The organism is Allomuricauda sp. CP2A, assembly GCF_001683915.1.
GTDB lineage: Bacteria > Bacteroidota > Bacteroidia > Flavobacteriales > Flavobacteriaceae > Flagellimonas.
On record NZ_LXTT01000004.1, the window covers coordinates 1 to 20,281 of the forward strand.

The following is a 20,281-nucleotide window of genomic DNA, read 5'->3' on the forward strand; positions in this document are numbered from 1 at the left end:
AAAGAAAGTCTTCATCTTGTATTGTTGGCTACCATGGTCTTGTTGATTACTTCATGTGCATCAAGAAAAGACGTAGTTTATTTTCAGAACTCAAACAATTTTGAAACTTTGGTGGACAAGAACACCTTTTCACCAAAATTTAAGGTCGATGATTTGGTCGGTATCCATATATCCACCCTTAACCCGGAGGCAAGTGTGCCGTTCAACCTATTCAGGGGATCACAGGAAGACGGTATGCGTCCCGAACAGGTTGATTACTTGGTAGATCAAGATGGTGAAATCGATTTTCCCGTAATAGGAAAAATCAAGATAGCGGGTCTTTCCCCAGAAGAGGTCAGAGTACTTTTACGGGAAAAGTTGAGTGATTACCTAAAGGACCCCATCATCAACATTAGATTAAGAAACTTTACTGTAACGATATTGGGAGATGTCAATAACCCCGGTACTTATTCAGTCCAAGGAGAGCGAATTACAATTTTGGAGGCTATAGGGCTTGCTGGGGATTTAACCATAAAGGGTAGGCGTGATAATGTAATGGTCATCCGAGATTTTGATGGCACCAAAGTCTATACCAAGGTTGATTTGACCGACAAGGAAGTTTTGAGCTCTCCGGTATATTACTTGACACAGAACGATGTGGTATATATAGAGCCCAACAAGTCTGCGGTTACGGCCTCAAGTCTTGACAATAGGGCCGGTCTATATGTATCAATAATATCAACTCTAATTACATCAGCAATCATCCTTATAACTAGAAACTAAGTTATAATCCTATTTACACCATTTGGTAATGAGTCAAAACAATATTAATGACTTTAATTTTAGTGATGAAATAAGAAAGTACACCAAAAACTGGAAGTGGTTTGTTCTGTCTTTTATCATTGGACTTATAGTTGCCCATCTTTTTGTTCGATATGCTACGCCAAAATATCTGGCAAAAGGAAAAATACAGATTATACAAGAAAAATCGGCAAGCCCCGGGGCCAACCTTTTACAGGACATCGATGTTTTTTCCGATATGGAGAACAATGTTGAGGATGAGGTTGAAATAATCACATCCCGATCCAACCTGATTGAAGTGGCCAAGAAATTGGGCCTCAACACCAAGGTATATTCCCTGGGCAGCATCCGAAACACGGAACTTTACAATAACTCACCGATAACCTTGAACATCATCGCGCCAGATTCTACCATTTACAAGGCGGATTTTGAGTTTTATTTGGAATTGAATTCTTCCACCACGAGTTTTGGCTATTCATTTGAAGAAGATGACGCCCCCAAGAATTATGCATTCGGTAAGAATATTACAACGCCCATTGGTGATATAGTTATAACCCCAAACACAGATTATATTAGCAAGCATTTGGGGAAAAGACTCAAGGTACAGGTGGTTCCCCTTTCAACAATTGCTACGGAATACCAAAACGAGATCATTATCTCCAAGCCAAATGATTTCTCGAACATTCTGGACATTAGCTTGCAAGATCCCGTAAAGGAAAAAGCGAGGGACATTATTAATGAATTGGTTACCATATATAACAAGAATGCCATAGAAGATAAACAACAGATCGCGGATAGGACTTCAAGCTTTATTGAAGGACGGATAGCCGATATATCATCGAGCCTTTCGTCCGTAGATCAATCTGCAGAAGATTTTAAAACGGGCAGGGGAGTCACGGATATTGCTTCTGAAGCTAATCTCAATCTCAACGTTGGGGCAGCCAACCGCCAAGATCTGGCCAATGCCGAGACGCAATTGAATATTGCTGCATCTATGCGTGACATGGTGGATCAGCAAGAAGGGTTTGAAGTGCTTCCGGCCAATTTAGGGTTGTCTGACCCTACTATTGCCAACACAACACAGCAATACAACCAATTGGTTCAAGAAAGAAACCGCCTGTTGGAAAGTTCCAATGAGAAGAACCCCGTTATTGTTAATCTGGATCAGCAATTGAGTAGCTTAAAAAGGACCATGCAGGCAAGTTTGAACAGTACCGTGAACAATTTGGGGCTGCAGGTCAATACCTTGAGCGGGCAACAGGCCATCATCAATTCAAAGATTTATTCTGCGCCAAAGAACGAAAGGGCACTACGTGATATCACAAGACGCCAGCAGACCACCGAGTCATTGTACCTCTATCTCCTACAAAAAAGGGAGGAAGCCCAAATAACGGTAGCTTCCACAGCACCAAAATCAAAAGTGATTGACAGTGCGTATTTTGAAGAACTTCCGGTATCCCCCAGAAAAAAAATAATTTATTTGGCCTTAGGGGTTTTGGGACTTTTAATACCATTCGGCACAATCTATGCCAAGGATATGCTGGACAATAAAGTGCACAACATGCACAATTTGGAGAAAAGGGTTCATAGCAGCATACCTATTTTGGGAGAATTGCCACGACTTTCCAAAAAAGAACAAAAAATTGTTACCAAGGATGATCGTTCGGTACTGGCCGAGGCATTGCGTATTATCCGAGCCAATTTGGACTATTTGATAAAATCCAAACCCAATGGGAAGTCCAACAATATTATTTACATAACATCTAGTGTGCCCGGTGAGGGAAAAACCTTTTTGTCCGTGAACCTCTCCATGATTTTGGCCAATACCCACAAGAAGGTCTTGTTGATTGGGGCCGATGTGCGTAACCCGAAATTCAAAAGTTTTTTTACCGGAAAGAACGTTGATAAACTTTCAGTGGGTCAGAACAAATCAGATTACGGGTTGACCGAATATCTACATGATCGTAGTATATCTTCCTACAAGGAAATTGTCAATACAATGCTGGTGCATGATAACAATTTTGATGTAATTTACTCGGGTAGGATACCCCCAAACCCTTCAGAGCTCCTTATGAGTGGTAGGTTGAAAGAGCTTTTTGATGAAGTATCTCAACGCTATGATTATGTAATTGTTGACACGGCGCCCATGATGCTGGTTTCAGACACGTTATTGATCAGTGAACATGCAGACCAATTGATCTATGTTACCCGGGCCGATGTCACTGAGACCAAGGCACTCGATTTTCCTTTAAAATTGCAGAAGGAAGGCAAGATAAAAGGACTTTCTTTTGTGGTCAATGATGTAAAATTGAACAACTTAGGGTACGGCGGCAAGTATGGCTACGGCTACGGAAAGGTGGCCAAAAAATGGTGGAAGTTCTAAAACCCCCATAGTTTAAAAATATACTCATTACATATGATTTTCATCGAAAAAAAGCGCAGGTAAATCCTGCGTTTTTTTTTCTTCCAAACCATTGAACTCAGGTCATTGTATTTTATCGATAAAGAAATAGGATTGAACGAATATAACATGCTCTTTCCCTAAGCTTCATAGGCATTAAAGTATCTTTAGACCTTAGTATTGCCTATTTTTTAGCTAACAAAAAAATGGTTGAAAACACTTTTACCGTTATGAAAAAAAATTACCCCAAATTCCTATTGTTGTTTGTGCTTTTTGCAACAATATTCTCAGTTAAAGTTCAAGCACAACTAAGCTTTCTGGATAGTGATTTAGATTTAAATGGCCAGGGAACGTTTACTTCAGGGATTACATCGTTGACCTATGGACCGGATGGGAGACTCTATGCCACCGAATATACAGGATTGGTCCATGTAATGACCGTTCAACGTGACGGCCCCAATGACTATAAGGTAACTGACATGGAAACCCTAACCGGTGTCCAAGGAATACAAAACCACAATGATGATGGCACCACCAATTCCAGTACTCTAAGGGAAACCACGGGATTGGCCGTAGCTGGAACAGCGACAAATCCCATTATCTATGTGGCTTCCAGTGACATTAGGGTAGGTGGGGCTACCACAGGCGACGGAGACACAGGCTTGGATACCAATTCAGGAACCATTACTGGCTTCTATTGGAATGGAACTTCTTGGGATGTTGTGGATTTGGTGCGGGGGCTACCGCGCTCTGAAGAAAATCATGCCACCAACGGTTTGGAGTTTGTAAACATTGGAGGTACAAATTACTTGATTGTGGCCCAAGGGGGGAATGCCAATGGAGGATCTCCTTCAGTCAATTTTGCCTTATTGGGCGAATATGCCCTTTCTGCGGCTATATTGGCAATAGATTTGGATGCTATTGAAGGAATGCCCAACAAGTTTGATAATGGAAGAATATACAAATATAATCTACCAACATTGGATGACCCAACACGCCCAAATGCAAACGGAGTCAACGATCCAAGTGCCCCTGGCTATAACGGTATTGATGTAAATGACCCATTTGGGGGCAATGACGGATTGAACCAAGCCAAGGTCATCCCCGATGGCCCAGTGAAAATTTTATCGCCCGGTTACAGAAATGCCTACGATTTGGTCGTTACGGAAAGCGGTGCACTCTATGTTACGGACAATGGTGCCAATGAAGGTTGGGGAGGGCTACCTGAAAATCAAGGAACAGCCAATGTAACCAATGCCTATCGCCCCGGAGAACCTGGCGGAGATATAAATACCAACACGGAGAATGGTGAAGGTATGGACAACGAAGATCATCTGGAGCTCATTACCACGGATATTCAGAATTATACATTTAATACATTTTATGGAGGACACCCCAATCCAACTCGGGCAAACCCCACAGGTGCGGGACTGTTGACCTCTCCAGATTCCAACCCTAATAATGCTACGTTTCGAACGTTGATCTATGATCCATCAAATCCACAGGCTGGATATACAGATGATCCCTCCATTGCGCTTCCTGCGGATTGGCCGCCGGTTGAGGTGGCAAACCCGGTTGAAGGTGACTGGCGTGGACCAACTGTGGACAATCCTGATGGGCCAAATGATGCCCCCATCGCAATTTTTCCAAGAAACTCCAACGGTATTGATGAGTATACCGCCAGCAATGGGGATGATTACTACAAGGGCAACCTTTTTGTAGGGAAGAACAACGGGATATTGCACAGGGTGGCCTTAAACCCTGATGGCAGTTTGAATACGTTGGAAGCATCTTGGGCTTCCGGTCTAAGTGCCGGTGGAGCCGGCAATGCTTTGGGGATAAGCTGTAATGGTGATTTAGACCCTTATCCAGGAACCATTTGGGTGGGTCTTTTTAATACCTCCAGTGGGGGAATTGTCATTTTGGAACCCCAAGATTTTGTGGAATGCCTAGATCCCAGTGACCCTGAGTATGATGCCAATGCCGATTACGATTTTGATGGGTTTACCAATCAGGATGAAGAAGATAATGGCACCGATCCCTGTAATGGGGGGTCACAGCCCAGTGACTTTGATGATGATTCAATTTCTGACCTAAATGACGATGACGATGATGCAGATGGCATCTTGGATGCCAATGATCCTTTCCAATTGGGCAATCCCAATGTAGGAGGGAGCGATGCCTTTGAACTGCCCATCACCAACGACCTGTTTTCAGATACGGGCCTTGGTGGGTATTTAGGTCTGGGATTGACAGGGATGATGAACAATGGCGATACGGGCAACAACTGGTTGGACTGGTTGGATAAACCTGGTCCAAATCCAGATGACTTACTGGGTGGAGCCATTGGTGCATTGACCATGCAAATGCCGGACGGAACGGCTTTTGAATCCAACAATGATCAAGAAAAAGCATTCCAATACGGTGTTCAAGTGGACCAATCCACGGGAGGCTTCACAGTACACAGTCAAATTAGAGGTTTTGATTTGACCCAAAACCAGTTGTACACCAATGCGAACACACCAAACGGAGAAATTGGTATTCAGATTGGTGATGGTACGCAGAGCAACTACATTAAGTTTGTGGCAACGCCTTCGGGACTTGTTGCACAACAAGAAATAGGGGATACTGCCCAAACTCCTTTAACTTTTAATATTCTAGAGCCCAACAGACCCAGTTCAAGCATTGACTTTTACTTTGTGGTCGATGCGGTTTCAGGAGATGTCTCGCTACAATATCAATTGGATGAAGGTTCAAGAATTACGTTGGGTACTATAACAGCAGAAGGCACCATTTTGGATGCCATTCAACAAACAAACACCGATTTGGCAGTTGGGGTTATTGGTACATCCAATGCTTCTGGTTTTGAATTGGAAGGTACATGGGAATTTTTGCATGTAAAGGCAGAAACCCCTACAGTGGTCCAAAGCATTCCAGATATTGAAAAACTGATAGACTCCGTGGATGAGAATATCAACCTGGATGTTTATTTTGATGACGACAATGGAGCAGCCAATCTTACTTATGAGGTTTTAAGCAATACCAACAATGAGATAGGTGCAAGTGTTACGGACAATATCTTGACACTTTCATTCCCTTCCACAGCAGAGGTGTCGAACATTACGATCAGGGCAACCGATCAAGACCTTAATTCTGTGGATGATACCTTTACCGTAACGGTAACCGAAACACCACCCATTTTATATCGGGTAAATGCCGGAGGACCTCTGTTGTCCAGTATTGATGGCGATATTGATTGGGAAGAAGACACAAAAGCCAATAATTCAGTGTATTTGGCAACAGCAGGAAGCAATAGTTCTTTCAGTGGATCAATTACAACTACCGATGGTTCGGTAAACACAACCACAACGCCTATAGAAATTTTTGCTACAGAGCGATATGATAATACACCAGGAAGTCCCAACGTAGTTTATTCCTTTCCAGTTGCTGCGCAACCGGCCAATTATGAGGTCCGCTTGTACATGGGCAATGGCTTTGATGGAACTTCACAACCAGGACAACGAATTTTTGATGTGGCCATAGAAGGAACCATTTTGCCTTTGCTCAACAATGTAGACTTGTCTGCAACCTATGGGCATGATGTAGGTGCCGTGATCAGCCATGTTGTAAAAGTTAGTGATGGGGTTATAAATATTGAATTCCTACATGGACTGGAGGAAAACCCATTGATCAATGGTATTGAGATATTGGATGCTTCGGATTCGGACACACCAATTTATGTAAACCCCATTGCCGATCAGTTAAGTTTTGCTGGTGATGATGTTGATGGAAGTTTCGCGCTCTATGCAGCAGGCGGTGACGGTAATCTCAGTTTTTCAGCTACAGGTTTGCCCCCAGGAGTGGATATTGAACCCACCAACGGACATATTTATGGTACCATTGAAGAGGGGGCCTTTGCGGGCAGCCCCTACAACGTCACCATAACAGTTGATGACAGCGATGGACTGACCAGCGATAAGGTAGAGGTAAATTTTGTATGGGAGATTGTTGAACCCTATATGTACCGTATCAATGCAGGTGGCCCACAAGTTGCAGCTTCCGACCTAGGGGCCAATTGGGAAGATGATCTAGGAAATGGAGCCCAGTCAGGAAATAATTATACAGTGAACACAGGACGTACCGAAGATTATGAAGTGATGTCCTTCAATAATAAGCATAATTCTATACCAGCATACATAGACAATAGCACATATTTGGGCATTTTTAATGCGGAGCGTTATGACCTGGCCACAGCACCTGAAATGGAATATGTCTTGACCGTTGAAAATGGCGACTATGTGGTCAATCTCTATATGGGCAACAGCTTTGATGGTACCAGTAATATAGGAGACCGTGTTTTTGATATATTGTTTGAGGGAGCATTGGTTGAAAATGATATAGATCTTGTTGAAAGATTTGGCCACCAAATTGGAGGAATGGTTTCCCATCCGATAACGGTTAATGATGGCGAATTGAACATCTCTTTTGGCCATGTGACCGAGAATCCTTTGGTTAATGCCATTGAGGTATATGCAGTGGATACAGGTAACCCCACATTGACGTTGGCAAGCATACCAGATCAAGACAACGGCATTTTGGATGCCGTCGATTTCAATGCTTCGGCAACGGGTGGAGATGCTGGTGAGCAGATTACCTATTATATTTCCGGTCAGCCTCAAGGAATAACCATTAATCCTTCAACAGGTCAAATATCCGGTACTATCAATGCGGCCGCAGCAACAGGTGGCCCAAATAGTAATGGTACCCACTCCGTAGTGGTCACCGCAGTGAAGCCATTATCAGCTCCATCCAGTCAATCATTTATCTGGACAGTTGACACACAATTGTTATGGAACGACAAGGATGAAAATGAAAATTATACCGCCAGACACGAAAATTCTTTTGTACAAGCTGGCGACAAGTTTTATTTGATGGGTGGTCGTGAAGAGGCACAAACAATCGACATTTATGATTATACAACAGATTCATGGACTTCATTGATTGATTCAGCGCCTAAGGAATTCAATCACTTCCAAGCAACCGAATATCAGGGTCTTATTTGGGTCATCGGTGCATTCCAAGACAACCTCTATCCCAATGAAGTGCCAGCTGAATACATTTGGATGTTCAACCCAGCCACTCAAGAGTGGATTCAAGGTCCTGAAATACCTGTGGGTAGACGAAGAGGTTCCGCAGGCTTGGTGGTCTATGATGATAAGTTTTACTTAGTAGGCGGAAATGAGGACGGGCATGATGGAGGTTTTCAACCTTGGTTTGATGAATACGATCCCGCCACGGGCACTTGGACACCTTTGGCCGATGCACCAAGGGCAAGGGACCACTTTGCCGCAGTAGTGATTGGGGATAAATTATATGCTGCGGGGGGTAGACTTTCCGGTCCTTTCCCTAATGATGTTTTCAAGCCTGTTATCCCAGAGGTTGATGTATACGATTTTACTGCTGGTACATGGAGTACCCTACCGAGTGGACAGAATATCCCAACACCTCGTGGAGGCGCAGCTGCGGTAAACTTTAACAACAGGTTGGTGGTGATTGGTGGAGAGGTACAAGATGAGTTGGTCTATGGGGTCAATACAGACGATGCCCTGGCCATTACAGAAGAATACGACCCAGTGACGCAGTCATGGGACCGATTGCCTGACATGAATTTTAAGCGCCACGGAACGCAGGCCATTGTTTCTGGACCTGGGGTTCATATTTTGGGTGGTTCTCCGAACAGAGCAGGTGGAAACCAAAAGAACATGGAGTTTCTAGGAGAAGATAGCCCTGTGGGATCCCCGAGCGTGGTCAGTGTGCTCTCTTCGGCCACTACAGTAGTTATTAATGATGAAGAAACGGTTGATATAGATTTGGATGTCATTGACGGTAATGTTGGAATTTTTGTAAGCTCTATGGAAATCACTGGAGCCAATGCTGCTGATTTCAGCATAGATTCAGGTGAATTGACAAATGCCCTGATCAACCCAAACAGCACACATACATTGAGTGTTTCATTAACGGGTACAGGAGCAGATAGAACGGCTATCTTGACCGTTAACTATAACGATTCGAGTACCTATAACATCGTACTCACCAATAACCCAGATGCTACCTTCGGAGTAACAAATCCCGGAGATCAGTACAACTATGAGGGAGATGCGGTATCATTACAAATTGAGGCAACCAGTCCGAACAACACTACGTTTAGTGCCACCGGATTGCCGCCAGATTTGACCATAAATGAGACCACAGGTATCATAACAGGGACCATTGATGATGGCTTTATAGGTGGCAGTGGTGACAATTTTATTGAAGAAAACGGATTGGTGGTCATTGAAGCGGAATCCACTGATACCTCAGGCTGGGATATTACCAACTTGGATGGAGCAACTGGTATTGTTGCCAACAACAATAATTTTAATAATATAAACGGAAGTACACTATCTTATGAGATTACCATCAGTGAAACTGGTGTCTATCGTTTTAATTGGAGAAGTTTATTTTCAGGTCCTGATCCAACGGAAGAGAATGATAACTGGCTGCGTTTCCCAAATAATGATGATGTTTGGTTTTTCGGAATTGATGGTTCTGTGGGCAACCCGGGAACCGAAGCGGATATTATTGCCAACCTTCAAGGGGCACAATCAGAAATTGTTTTCCCGATAGGTAGTTCAAGGATAACCCCTTCAACAACGCCAGAGGGTGCAGGGGCTGATGGGTTCTTCAAAGTATATCGAAGTGGGGGGAGTCCTGAAACCTATGATTGGCAGGCTAGAACTTATGATAACGATAACCATGAAATTTTTGTATGGTTTGTAAATCCAGGCACCTATACCATGGAAGTTTCAGAGCGTTCTGCAGGCCATGCCATAGATCGAATGGTTTTGTATAAAGTGGACGAATGGGGCTATAATAACAACACCAATGCGGTACTTAACGCACCCGAATCCCAACAAGGTGGTGGTGTAAGTGGCCCGGGTGCAGCAGTTGATAGTCCATATAATGTTACTGTTACGGTGACTGATGATGGTGATCCTGCAGGCAATGAAACCATCGACTTCTTGTGGTACATCGGTGAACCTGGCGACTTGATTGCCGTTCCACAAGCTGATGTTACCAGTGGTTTTGTACCCTTGACCGTCAACTTTACAGGAAGTAATTCTTTGGATGATGTTGGTGTGACCAGCTATTCATGGGACTTTAAAGATGGTACGCCAATCTCAAATGAGGCTGATCCTACACACACCTTCACAACAATTGGAACCTATGTGGTTGATTTAACCGTTACGGATGACGATCTAAATACAGACACAAAGAGCATAACCATTGACGTTATTGGAACAGGAGTAGCTCCTACGGCCGTGGCATCTGCTGATGTTACTGAAGGGGATGCTCCCTTACAAGTTGCTTTTGATGGCAGTGGTTCAACCGATGATTTGGCTATTGCCAGCTATTCTTGGGACTTTGGAGATGGGACACCATCAACAGAAGTAGCCCCCACCTATTCTTTTGATACACCTGGGATTTATAATGTAGAGCTTACCGTTACAGATGTAGAAGGCCTTACAGATACCGATATAATAACCATAACGGTAAACCAACCCAATCTGCCACCTGTGGCAGTGGCAACTGCTTCTCCAGAATCTGGAATTGCGCCTTTGGAAGTTTCTTTCATAGGTAGTGGCTCTACGGATGACGTGGGCATTGTAAGCTATGCTTGGAACTTTATTGATGGAGGAATGGCTGCGGAGGCAAACCCAACATACACATTCAACGCACCGGGAACCTATGATGTTGAACTTACGGTTACCGATGGCGGTGGATTGACCGATACGGATATAGTGACTATTACCGTTTTACCAAATGAGGCCCCGGTGGCCATGGCAACAGCTGATCCAGATACAGGAACGGCACCTTTACAGGTTGCTTTCACCGGAAGCGGTTCAACAGATGATGTGGGCGTTGTAAGCTATGCTTGGGATTTTATAGATGGTGGAACATCAACAGAGACGGACCCAACATACACATTCACAACACCGGGAACCTATGAAGTTACCTTAACGGTTACTGACGCAGGCGGATTAACAAGCATGGATACGGTGACCATTCAGGTTACTGAACCAGGCAGTAACGAAGCTCCAGTAGCAGTCATATCTGCAAACCCAACAATGGGTCAAGCTCCGCTTCCAGTTATCTTTAATGGTGCTGGTTCAACAGACGATGTCGGTATTGTTACGTACTTCTGGGATTTCAAAGATGGTACTACCTCCAATGAGATTAATCCTGTAACTACATTTGAAACAGCAGGAATTTACAATGTAGAACTTACAGTGACTGATGAAGAAGGATTGATTGATACGAACATGGTTACCATCGAAGTTACGGAACCTAGTGGCAACGAAGCTCCAATAGCAATTGCTTCAGCAACTCCCATGAATGGTGACGCCCCGCTGGAAGTTTCCTTTACAGGAAGTAACTCCACAGATGATGTTGGCGTAGTGGGCTATGCATGGGATTTCAATGATGGGGCCAGTTCTGCTGAGGCCGATCCAACTTATACCTTTGATGCCGTAGGGACCTATCAAGTCACATTGACGGTCACGGATGCAGAAGGATTGATGGATTCTGCAACCTTAACAATTGAAGTGACAGGTAATGAGGCTCCTGTTGCAGTGGTAACAGCCACTCCGGAATTTGGAGATGCACCTTTGGAGGTGGAATTTACAGGCTCGGCCTCTACAGATGATGTTGGCGTAGTGAGCTATGCTTGGGATTTTGGTGATGGAGGTACCTCTACGGAAGCCGATCCAACCCATACGTTTGAAACCGCTGAATCCTATGAAGTCACATTGACTGTTACTGATATCGAAGGGTTGACTAACTCCACGTCCATAACAATCGAGGTGTCGGATAACGCTCCTACTGGATTGGAAATGTCAGCCATTGTAGCTCCCAACCCAGCCAGGGATTATGCTAACCTTCAAGTAACGAATTTGCCGGATGGAGTGGTGATTACCAAGATCAACCTGCACGATTCCATTGGAAGGCTCATGGAGTCGATTGACCCAGTGCAGGTTGATGGAGGAGCGTATAGTATTCCAACTTATATGCTCAGGGATGGGTTGTATTATATTACAATAGAACTGAGCGAAGGCGACCCAATAGGGATTGAACTATTGGTCAGGAATTAAATTTAAAGTGTTTTTCAAATAAAAAAGAGGGCGATTTAATCGCCCTCTTTTCATTTCAAATATTCATTGAATATATCAATAGAACTGTTCAATGGTATCATTGACTATGGTATCAAGCATTTTGCCCATCTTTTTGGTAATGGTTGCCTCTTTCAGGGATTTCAATTGTTGCATATTATGAACATCACTCCCCACGAAGTCTATAAGATTGTTCTCCATGAGTTTAAGAGCCTTTGATTTTACATCGCTACCGTAATAATTGGCCAAAGACAAAAGGTTAACCTGAAAAAGAGCCCCTTTTTCCTTATAAGCCCTAAGACGCTTGGATGTACTGCTCAAAAAAAGATACCGCTCTGGGTGGGCAAGTACTGGGAAAAGTCCTCCAGAAATAACTTTGTCAAGAGCCGAATTCATATTTATGGGAGGTTGCAAAAAAGACATTTCAACCAACAAATGGTATTTCCTAAGCAACATGATCTGATCGTTGCGTAGCAATTGTTCAAAATTATCATCGATCATGTGTTCTGCAGCCTTATCCAATGACACTCCATCCATGCCTTCACGATTCAATGCATTTTTCAATTTTTCAAAAGATTGCTGTATGGTTTCTGGGGTATTGGGATAGTAATTGTGCATAATATGTGGCGTACATACAAACCTTGTAACGCCAAACTCACCAAAACCTTTGATCAAAGCGATTGAATCTTCAACAGTCTTTGCACCATCGTCAATACCGGGGAGGATATGATTGTGGATATCCACCAGTCCCCCTAAATGATCCACAAGAAATTCTTTCCTGGAAAAAAAGCTTAACATACAAAACGTTTGGTGCAAAAATAGGCCGAAAAATTGTTTCTCTCCCTTAAAAGCAAAAACTGTACAACACTCTTAAAAACAGAAGGTATACCATAAGATAGTAAAATCTCGGCCTTAAGAGTAAAGCGTTGGAAGTTGGATGGACGTCCAATTCTTTCGTTCATCGAATTTTATGGCAATTGGTCTTAATTGACATAGTGCAGCGGCACAAGTTGAAACTTGTGATTTATATTCGTATAGCCCCCCATCGTTACAAATTACAATCAATTATGAGAAAATAAACGTTTACGGGATTTCCCCGCATTTTACCTAATTACTTTTTTGTCCACATAAAGAACAAATATGATACAACTTTACCCCACAATACATAGGTGTATCCGACTTCTATGTATAACTTTTTTATTTTTTTTAAGCAGCTCGACCTTTGCGCAGGTCAGTTTTTCATTGAATGAGCTCAATTTGAATGGGTTTACATCCATTACAAATGGAACATCCTTGAAGTTTGGCCCGGATGGAAAATTATATGTTGCGGATTACCGCGGACTGATCAAGATTTTTACCATAGAAAGAAACGGCCCGGGAAATTATATGGTTACGGCCACAGAGGAATTGGATGCCATAACCACTATTCAAGACCATAATGATGATGGAAGCCTATTCTTTAGTTCCTCAAGGGAGACCTTGGGAATAGAAGTTGGGGGCACCGCAGAGAATCCTGTAATCTATGTAGCTTCCAGCGATTTTAGGATTGGAGGTTTTGGTAGTGGAGGAAATGGAGATAGTGGTCTCGACACCAACTCGGGAATAATAACCCGCATTACATGGACAGGTTCCGATTGGGACGTTGTAGATATTGTTCGTGGGCTGCCAAGATCAGAAGAAAATCATGCGACCAACGGTTTGGAATTGGCAGAGATTAATGGAGTGAGGTATTTACTCGCAGCACAGGGTGGCCATACAAATGCAGGGTCACCTTCAAGAAATTTTGCGTACACAGGAGAATATGCCCTTACTGCGGCCCTGCTAACCGTTAACTTGGAAACCCTGGAAAGCATGCCAATCCAATTGGATAATGGGCGTCAATACATTTATGACTTGCCCACTTTGGATGACCCCAGCCGCCCAAATGTGAATGGTGTTGTTGATCCAAACGCACCCGGTTATGACGGTGTGGATGTTGGTGATCCCTTTGGGGGCAACGATGGTTTAAATCAAGCGGTAATAGTACCTGGAGGTCCTGTACAGATTTTTTCCCCTGGACACAGAAACATATATGATTTTGTTGTTACCGAAAGCGGTGCCGTTTACATTACTGATAATGGAGCTAACCAAGGTTGGGGAGGGTTCCCTTTTGGAGAAGGAACGGGCAATGTAACCAATGATTATGACCCCTTACAACCTGGTAGCAGTTCAGATTCTGGAGGTGAATCGGTCAACAACCGGGACAACCTTAAAATGGTGACCAATAACATTAACACCTATGTTCCGGGAAGCTTTTATGGAGGACATGCCAACCCAACACGAGCCAATCCCGTAGGAGCAGGCTTATATACCAACCCTTCCAGCGATGGAACAACCAATGGAGCGGTTTTTAGAACCCAGATTTATGATCCAGATGGTTCCACTCCAGGTTCAACCACAAATCCAGATTTGGGCTTGCCCGCAAACTGGCCTCCTGTGCCAGTAGCATTGGCAAATCCTGTTGAAGGCGATTGGCGGGGGCCGGGCATAAACAACCCAGATGGGGATGATGCAGAAATTATTACACTTTGGGGCACCAACACCAATGGTATTGATGAATATACAGCCAGTAATTTTGGTGGGGCCATGCAAGGCGATTTAATTGCCGGGGTAAATACTGGAAGATTGAGACGTGTTCAATTAAACCCAGATGGGTCATTACAAAACCTGACCACTAACTTTTTATCAGGGCTGGAAGGGAATGCACTCGGTGTGACCTGTAATTCCGATACGGATATCTTTCCAGGATCAATATGGATAGCGACCCTTGAAGGTGGTATATACGTATTTGAACCTCAAGATTTTATAGTTTGCAACCCGCCCAGTACGCCAGGCTATGCAACAGATGACTACGATTTTGATGGGTATACAAATCAAGATGAAGATGAGAATGGGTCGGACCCTTGTAATGGGGGATCCCAACCCAATGATTTTGATAAATCTGCCGGGGGCACTTTACTTTCCGACTTAAATGACCTTGATGATGATAATGATGGGATTCCAGATGCCCAAGATCCATTTCAATTGGGAGATCCCAAAGATTCCGGGACCGATGCCTTTAGCATACCGGTGATCAATCAAATGTTTTCAAGTAATACCGAACTAAAGGGTTATTTAGGGTTAGGCTTCACTGGCTTAATGAACAATGGGGATCCCAATCCAAATTGGTTGCAATGGTTAGATCGTAGAGATGATCCAAACGATCCCAACCCCAATGATATTCTCGGTGGGGCCATCGGGGCCATGACAATGCAGCTGACATCTGGAACTGCTTTAGGAAACGCCAATAATCAAGAGAAAGCTTTCCAATATGGGGTGGAGTCTGATATAACAACAACTCCCTATACCATTGTCTCTAGACTGATCAACTTTACAGATAACCTACAGTTGTACCATGCATCCAGTCCGGCCAATGGCGAATTGGGCATTTTTATGGGTGATGGAACCCAGAGCAACTACATTAAATTTGTAATTACCCAATCCGGACTGCAGGTACGTCAGGAAATAGATGATACAGAACAGACCCCTCTGGAATTGGCCATTGCTCCCAACAATCGCCCTGGAGCTAGTGCCATCCTATATTTCTTGGTAGATCCTTCCACAGGTGAAATAGGATTGGAGTATGCCTTTGACGGTGGGCCGCGGCAAGCTTTAGGTTCTATCTCAGCCCAAGGAGCGGTCCTTGAATCAATCCAACAAGCAGGAAACCCATTGGCGGTTGGACTTATTGGTACTTCAAACACAACAGGTGTTGAATTGGAAGGAACATGGGATTATTTAAATGTTATTGGAGGTGCACCAACAATCACGGGAACCATCTCGGATATTCATACCTACATCAACTCTGGATCCGACACCTTTAATTTAAATAACTATTTTGATGATGATAATGGGAATCAAAATCTTGTTTATTCGGTAGCGGGCAATACAGACCCCAATATTGGCGCCCAGGTCAATGGAAATATTTTAACGCTTAATTACCCATCAACAGCGTCAAATAGCAATATTACCATCAGGGCAACCGATCAAGACACAAACTTCACTGAATTCACGTTCAATGTTAATGTGGCCGCTTCCCCCGTAATTTATAGGGTGAACGCCGGTGGTCCGCAAATAGCGGCATTGGACGGAGGTATTTCTTGGGCTGCGGATACAAACAGCAACCCAAATGAATATCTTATTCAGCTTGAGACCAATACGGTAGGAAATGTACAGTCCATGCAATCTTTCGATGCTTCGGTGGATTTGTCAACCACCCCTACCGATATTTTCGACACATCTAGATATGACACTTTTGAATCCATTCCCCATGTCACCTATTCCTTTCCAGTGAGCCTTCCTGGACTTTACGAAATTCGACTTTATATGGGAGAAGGTGTAAACGCTACTTCAGAAGCTGGGGAGCGGATATATGATGTTGAAGTTGAAGGGAATATTTACCCCAACATGGACAATATTGATTTGTCTGGGGATTATGGCTTTAGAAACGGTGTAGTTCTTTCACAAACTATTGAAGTGCTGGATGATTTCATCAATATTTCCCTGATTAATTTCAACAGTGGAGATGCCGTGATAAGCGGTATAGAGATCATAGAATCTTTTGATGCCAGCAATCCCATAGATATACAGCAACTGGCAAATCAAACCAACCAAGAAGGGGAAGCTTTGAATGGCAGTCTGTTTGTTCAAGCATCAGGGGGGGATGGTAATCTTCAGTACTCTGCAATTGGTCTTCCTCCAGGAATAACCATTGAACCTACAAATGGCCAGATCGGAGGAACCGTTGAAACGGGTGCTGCCATTGGGTCACCCTATAATGTGACCATCATCGTTGATGACAACGACGGAGATACTGAAGACATTGAATCAATGTCCTTTGAATGGGTGATACTGCCCGAAGGTGTATTTGAACTGAACATCAATGCAGGTGGTCCGGCCCTAACACATAATGGGGTAGATTACCAACAAGACGAGTATTTTATTGGTGGAAATACTTATGAAAATTCTGATGCTCAACTTCCACCATTATACCAGACCGAACGTAGTTCCTCTGACCAGTTCTATAGCTATGAGATTCCTGTTCCCAACGGTGACTACATTGTACAGTTACACATTGCAGAACTATATTGGGGTGCAACTGGTGGCGGCGAAGGCGGCGAAGGACTCAGAGTGTTCGATGTAACTGTCGAAGGCTCTTTGGTGCTCGATGATTATGACATAACAGCGGACGTTGGTCCTGAAACACCTACAGTCAAAAGCTATCCAGTTACGGTAAATGATGGGATACTGAACTTATATCTATCCGCATTGGCCTCCGATGGAGGAGTGGATCAGCCTAAGTTGTCGGCCATACAGATCAGTGGTGGTTCTGCGGCAAGTTCTCCACCCGTTGCCCTTACAGAGGCAGATCCCATTAGCGGTAATAGCCCTCTTGAGGTCAATTTCACAGGAAGTAACTCCACAGATGATGTAGGAGTCGTAGAATACCAGTGGGATTTTGGTGATGGTAGCCCAGTGTCCAACGAAGCCGACCCAGTTCACACCTATTCAGTTGCCGGCAGCTATGATGCCATGTTGACGGTTACCGATGGAGATGACCAGACAGATACCGATACAGTGACCATTACGGTAACGGATGGACCAATTGGTACGGAATGGATCCTTAAAAATGAGGACCAAAATTATACAGGAAGACACGAATGTTCCTTTGTTCAGGCTGGCGATAAATTTTATCTTATGGGTGGCCGTGAAAGTGCCAGAACAATAGACATATATGATTATACAAACGATTCGTGGACTTCGCTAGTCGATTCAGCACCATTTGAGTTCAATCACTTTCAAGCAACAGAATATCAAGGTCTTATATGGATCATTGGAGCTTTCAAGGATAATTCGTTTCCAGAAACTCCCGCTGACTTTGTATGGGCATTTGACCCTGTAAATGAGCAATGGATACAGGGACCAGAGGTGCCGGAAAACAGAAAAAGAGGCTCTGCAGGATTAGTAGTTTATAACGATAAGTTTTATATAATTGGAGGAAATACATTAGGACATAGTGGGGGTTATGTGCCATGGTTTGATGAGTATGATCCAGCCACTGGAGTTTGGACCGCACTAGAAGACCTAGATGCTCCAAGAGCAAGAGATCATTTCCATGCAGTGGTAATCGGTGATAATTTATACGCAGCAGGAGGAAGGCAATCTGGTGGCGATGGAGGTGGTTTTAAGCCCGTATTGCCAGAAGTTGATGTCTATAATTTCACAAGTGGTTCTTGGAGTACCCTCGAAGCTGATCTCCCAACCCCTAGAGCAGCTCCGGCTGTAGCAAACTTTAATGGGAATTTGCTTGTTATGGGTGGAGAGGTTCGTGATGAAATTGTATACGGCGAGAATGTTGACGATGCCCTGCGAATAACAGAATCGTATAACCCATCCACCGGTGAATGGACAAGATTGGAAGATATGAATTTTGAGCGTCATGGTTTTCAGGCTATTGTATCGGGCAGTGGGGTGTATGTAACTGCTGGATCTCCAAGTCGAGGAGGTGGTAATCAAAAAAACATGGAATATTTCGGCACTGATGCTCCAGTTGGAGTGCCAGGAACATCAAGCACCTTAAATGCACCTTCCACAGTACAACTGAGTTCTGGAAACAATGTGTCGGTAGAAGTGGATGCTTCAGGGGGTAATACAGGCGTATTTGTTACAGCAATGGATATTACTGGACCAGATGCATCTGATTTTGCCATAGTGTCCGGGGCTCTAAACCCTGGGTTCATTAAAGCAAACTCTACACATCAGTTAGTATTGATTTATTCAGGTTCATCCAATAACGCTACAGCAGATTTAGTAATTGATTATGGTATTGGAGAAACATTGACAATTGGATTGGAAGGAAATCAAGGTGGTGTCTCTGGAACGATATGGCTGGAGGACTTCGGGGACCTGGCCAACGGAACCACTGTTGACAACGGTTCCACGGCGTGGACATCCGTCCGTGACGGTGGCACCTTTGAGGTCTTGGATGGCCGTTTCATGGCCAGAGGTGCCAGTGACACCCCCGGGGCATGGACCTCTGAGGTAATTGCCATAAACGGAACCGTCTCGGTCTCGGTGGATGTTGATGATGACAGGGACAACAAGGAGGGTGATGATTTTGTGAGGGCACTGTACATTTTGGACGGTGGCACCCCGGTGGAGTTCGGTTTTGTATCGGACGACATAGGCCCGCAGACCTTTACGGCCGATGGCCTTACGGGCTCCACGTTACAGATCGTCATTGAGATGATCGTCAGCGGTAACCCAGAATTTTATTTTATTGACAATATAACCGTAACCGGTGAATCCACGGGCGGCACAACCTATGCGCTCACGGTGAACAACGGGGGCGGTGACGGGGCCTATGAGCCTGGCACGGTGGTCAACATCGTGGCCGATGCAGCACCCACGGGCGAGCAGTTCGAGGCCTGGACGGGGGATATTGCCTCAGTCACGGACATCAACAGTGCCTCCACGACCGTTACCATGCCATCCTCCAACGTGAACCTGACCGCTACGTATAGCCCAATCGGCGGAACAACGTATGCGCTCACGGTGAACAACGGAAGCGGCGATGGAACGTATGAAGCGGGAGAGGTGGTCAACATCGTGGCCGATGCGGCTCCCACGGGCCAGCAGTTCGAGGCCTGGACGGGCGATATCGCCTCAGTCACGGACATCAACAGTGCCTCCACGACCGTTACCATGCCATCCTCTGAGGTGAGCCTTACGGCCACTTATGGCCCGATCCCTTCGGGGGGAACGATATGGCTGGAGGACTTCGGGGACCTGGCCAACGGAACCACTGTTGACA

General features: G+C 44.4%; 5 protein-coding genes. 4 read left to right on the top strand and 1 reads right to left on the bottom strand.

Going from position 1 to position 20,281, the window contains the following annotated elements; genetic code table 11:
- The first annotated feature begins 33 nt into the window (after positions 1–33).
- The 3 genes from A7D14_RS00455 (at position 34) to A7D14_RS20475 (ending at position 12,372) form a co-directional block, all read left to right on the top strand.
- Positions 34–762 carry a polysaccharide biosynthesis/export family protein gene (locus tag A7D14_RS00455; RefSeq protein ID WP_067028842.1) on the top strand — a complete coding sequence of 243 codons (729 nt, stop codon included), beginning with the start codon at positions 34–36 and terminating at the stop codon, positions 760–762.
- A gap of 28 nt (positions 763–790) precedes the next feature.
- Complete coding sequence (locus A7D14_RS00460) at positions 791–3,163, top strand: GumC family protein (protein ID WP_067028836.1); 2,373 nt, start codon at positions 791–793, stop codon at positions 3,161–3,163.
- A 248-nt stretch (positions 3,164–3,411) separates the two neighbouring features.
- Positions 3,412–12,372: a PKD domain-containing protein gene (locus A7D14_RS20475; protein WP_083157912.1), complete on the top strand. Its 8,961-nt coding sequence runs from the start codon at positions 3,412–3,414 to the stop codon at positions 12,370–12,372.
- 75 nt (positions 12,373–12,447) lie between these two features.
- Here A7D14_RS20475 and A7D14_RS00470 read toward each other — a convergent pair whose 3' ends face one another.
- The gene (locus A7D14_RS00470; protein ID WP_067028840.1) at positions 12,448–13,188 is read right to left on the bottom strand and encodes a tyrosine-protein phosphatase; all 741 of its coding nucleotides are present in this window, start codon (positions 13,186–13,188) and stop codon (positions 12,448–12,450) included.
- A gap of 459 nt (positions 13,189–13,647) precedes the next feature.
- On the opposite strand from A7D14_RS00470, the gene A7D14_RS00475 reads away from it, so the two are divergent.
- Positions 13,648–20,281: malectin domain-containing carbohydrate-binding protein (locus A7D14_RS00475; RefSeq protein WP_141673175.1), on the top strand; the 6,634-nt coding region annotated here is incomplete at its 3' end.

Coding starts and splice junctions, on each gene's coding strand:
- A7D14_RS00470 (WP_067028840.1), bottom strand. CDS start 13,188: ATGTTAAGCTTTTTTTCCAGGAAAGAATTTCTTGTGGATCATTTAGGG.
- A7D14_RS20475 (WP_083157912.1), top strand. CDS start 3,412: ATGAAAAAAAATTACCCCAAATTCCTATTGTTGTTTGTGCTTTTTGCA.
- A7D14_RS00455 (WP_067028842.1), top strand. CDS start 34: ATGGTCTTGTTGATTACTTCATGTGCATCAAGAAAAGACGTAGTTTAT.
- A7D14_RS00460 (WP_067028836.1), top strand. CDS start 791: ATGAGTCAAAACAATATTAATGACTTTAATTTTAGTGATGAAATAAGA.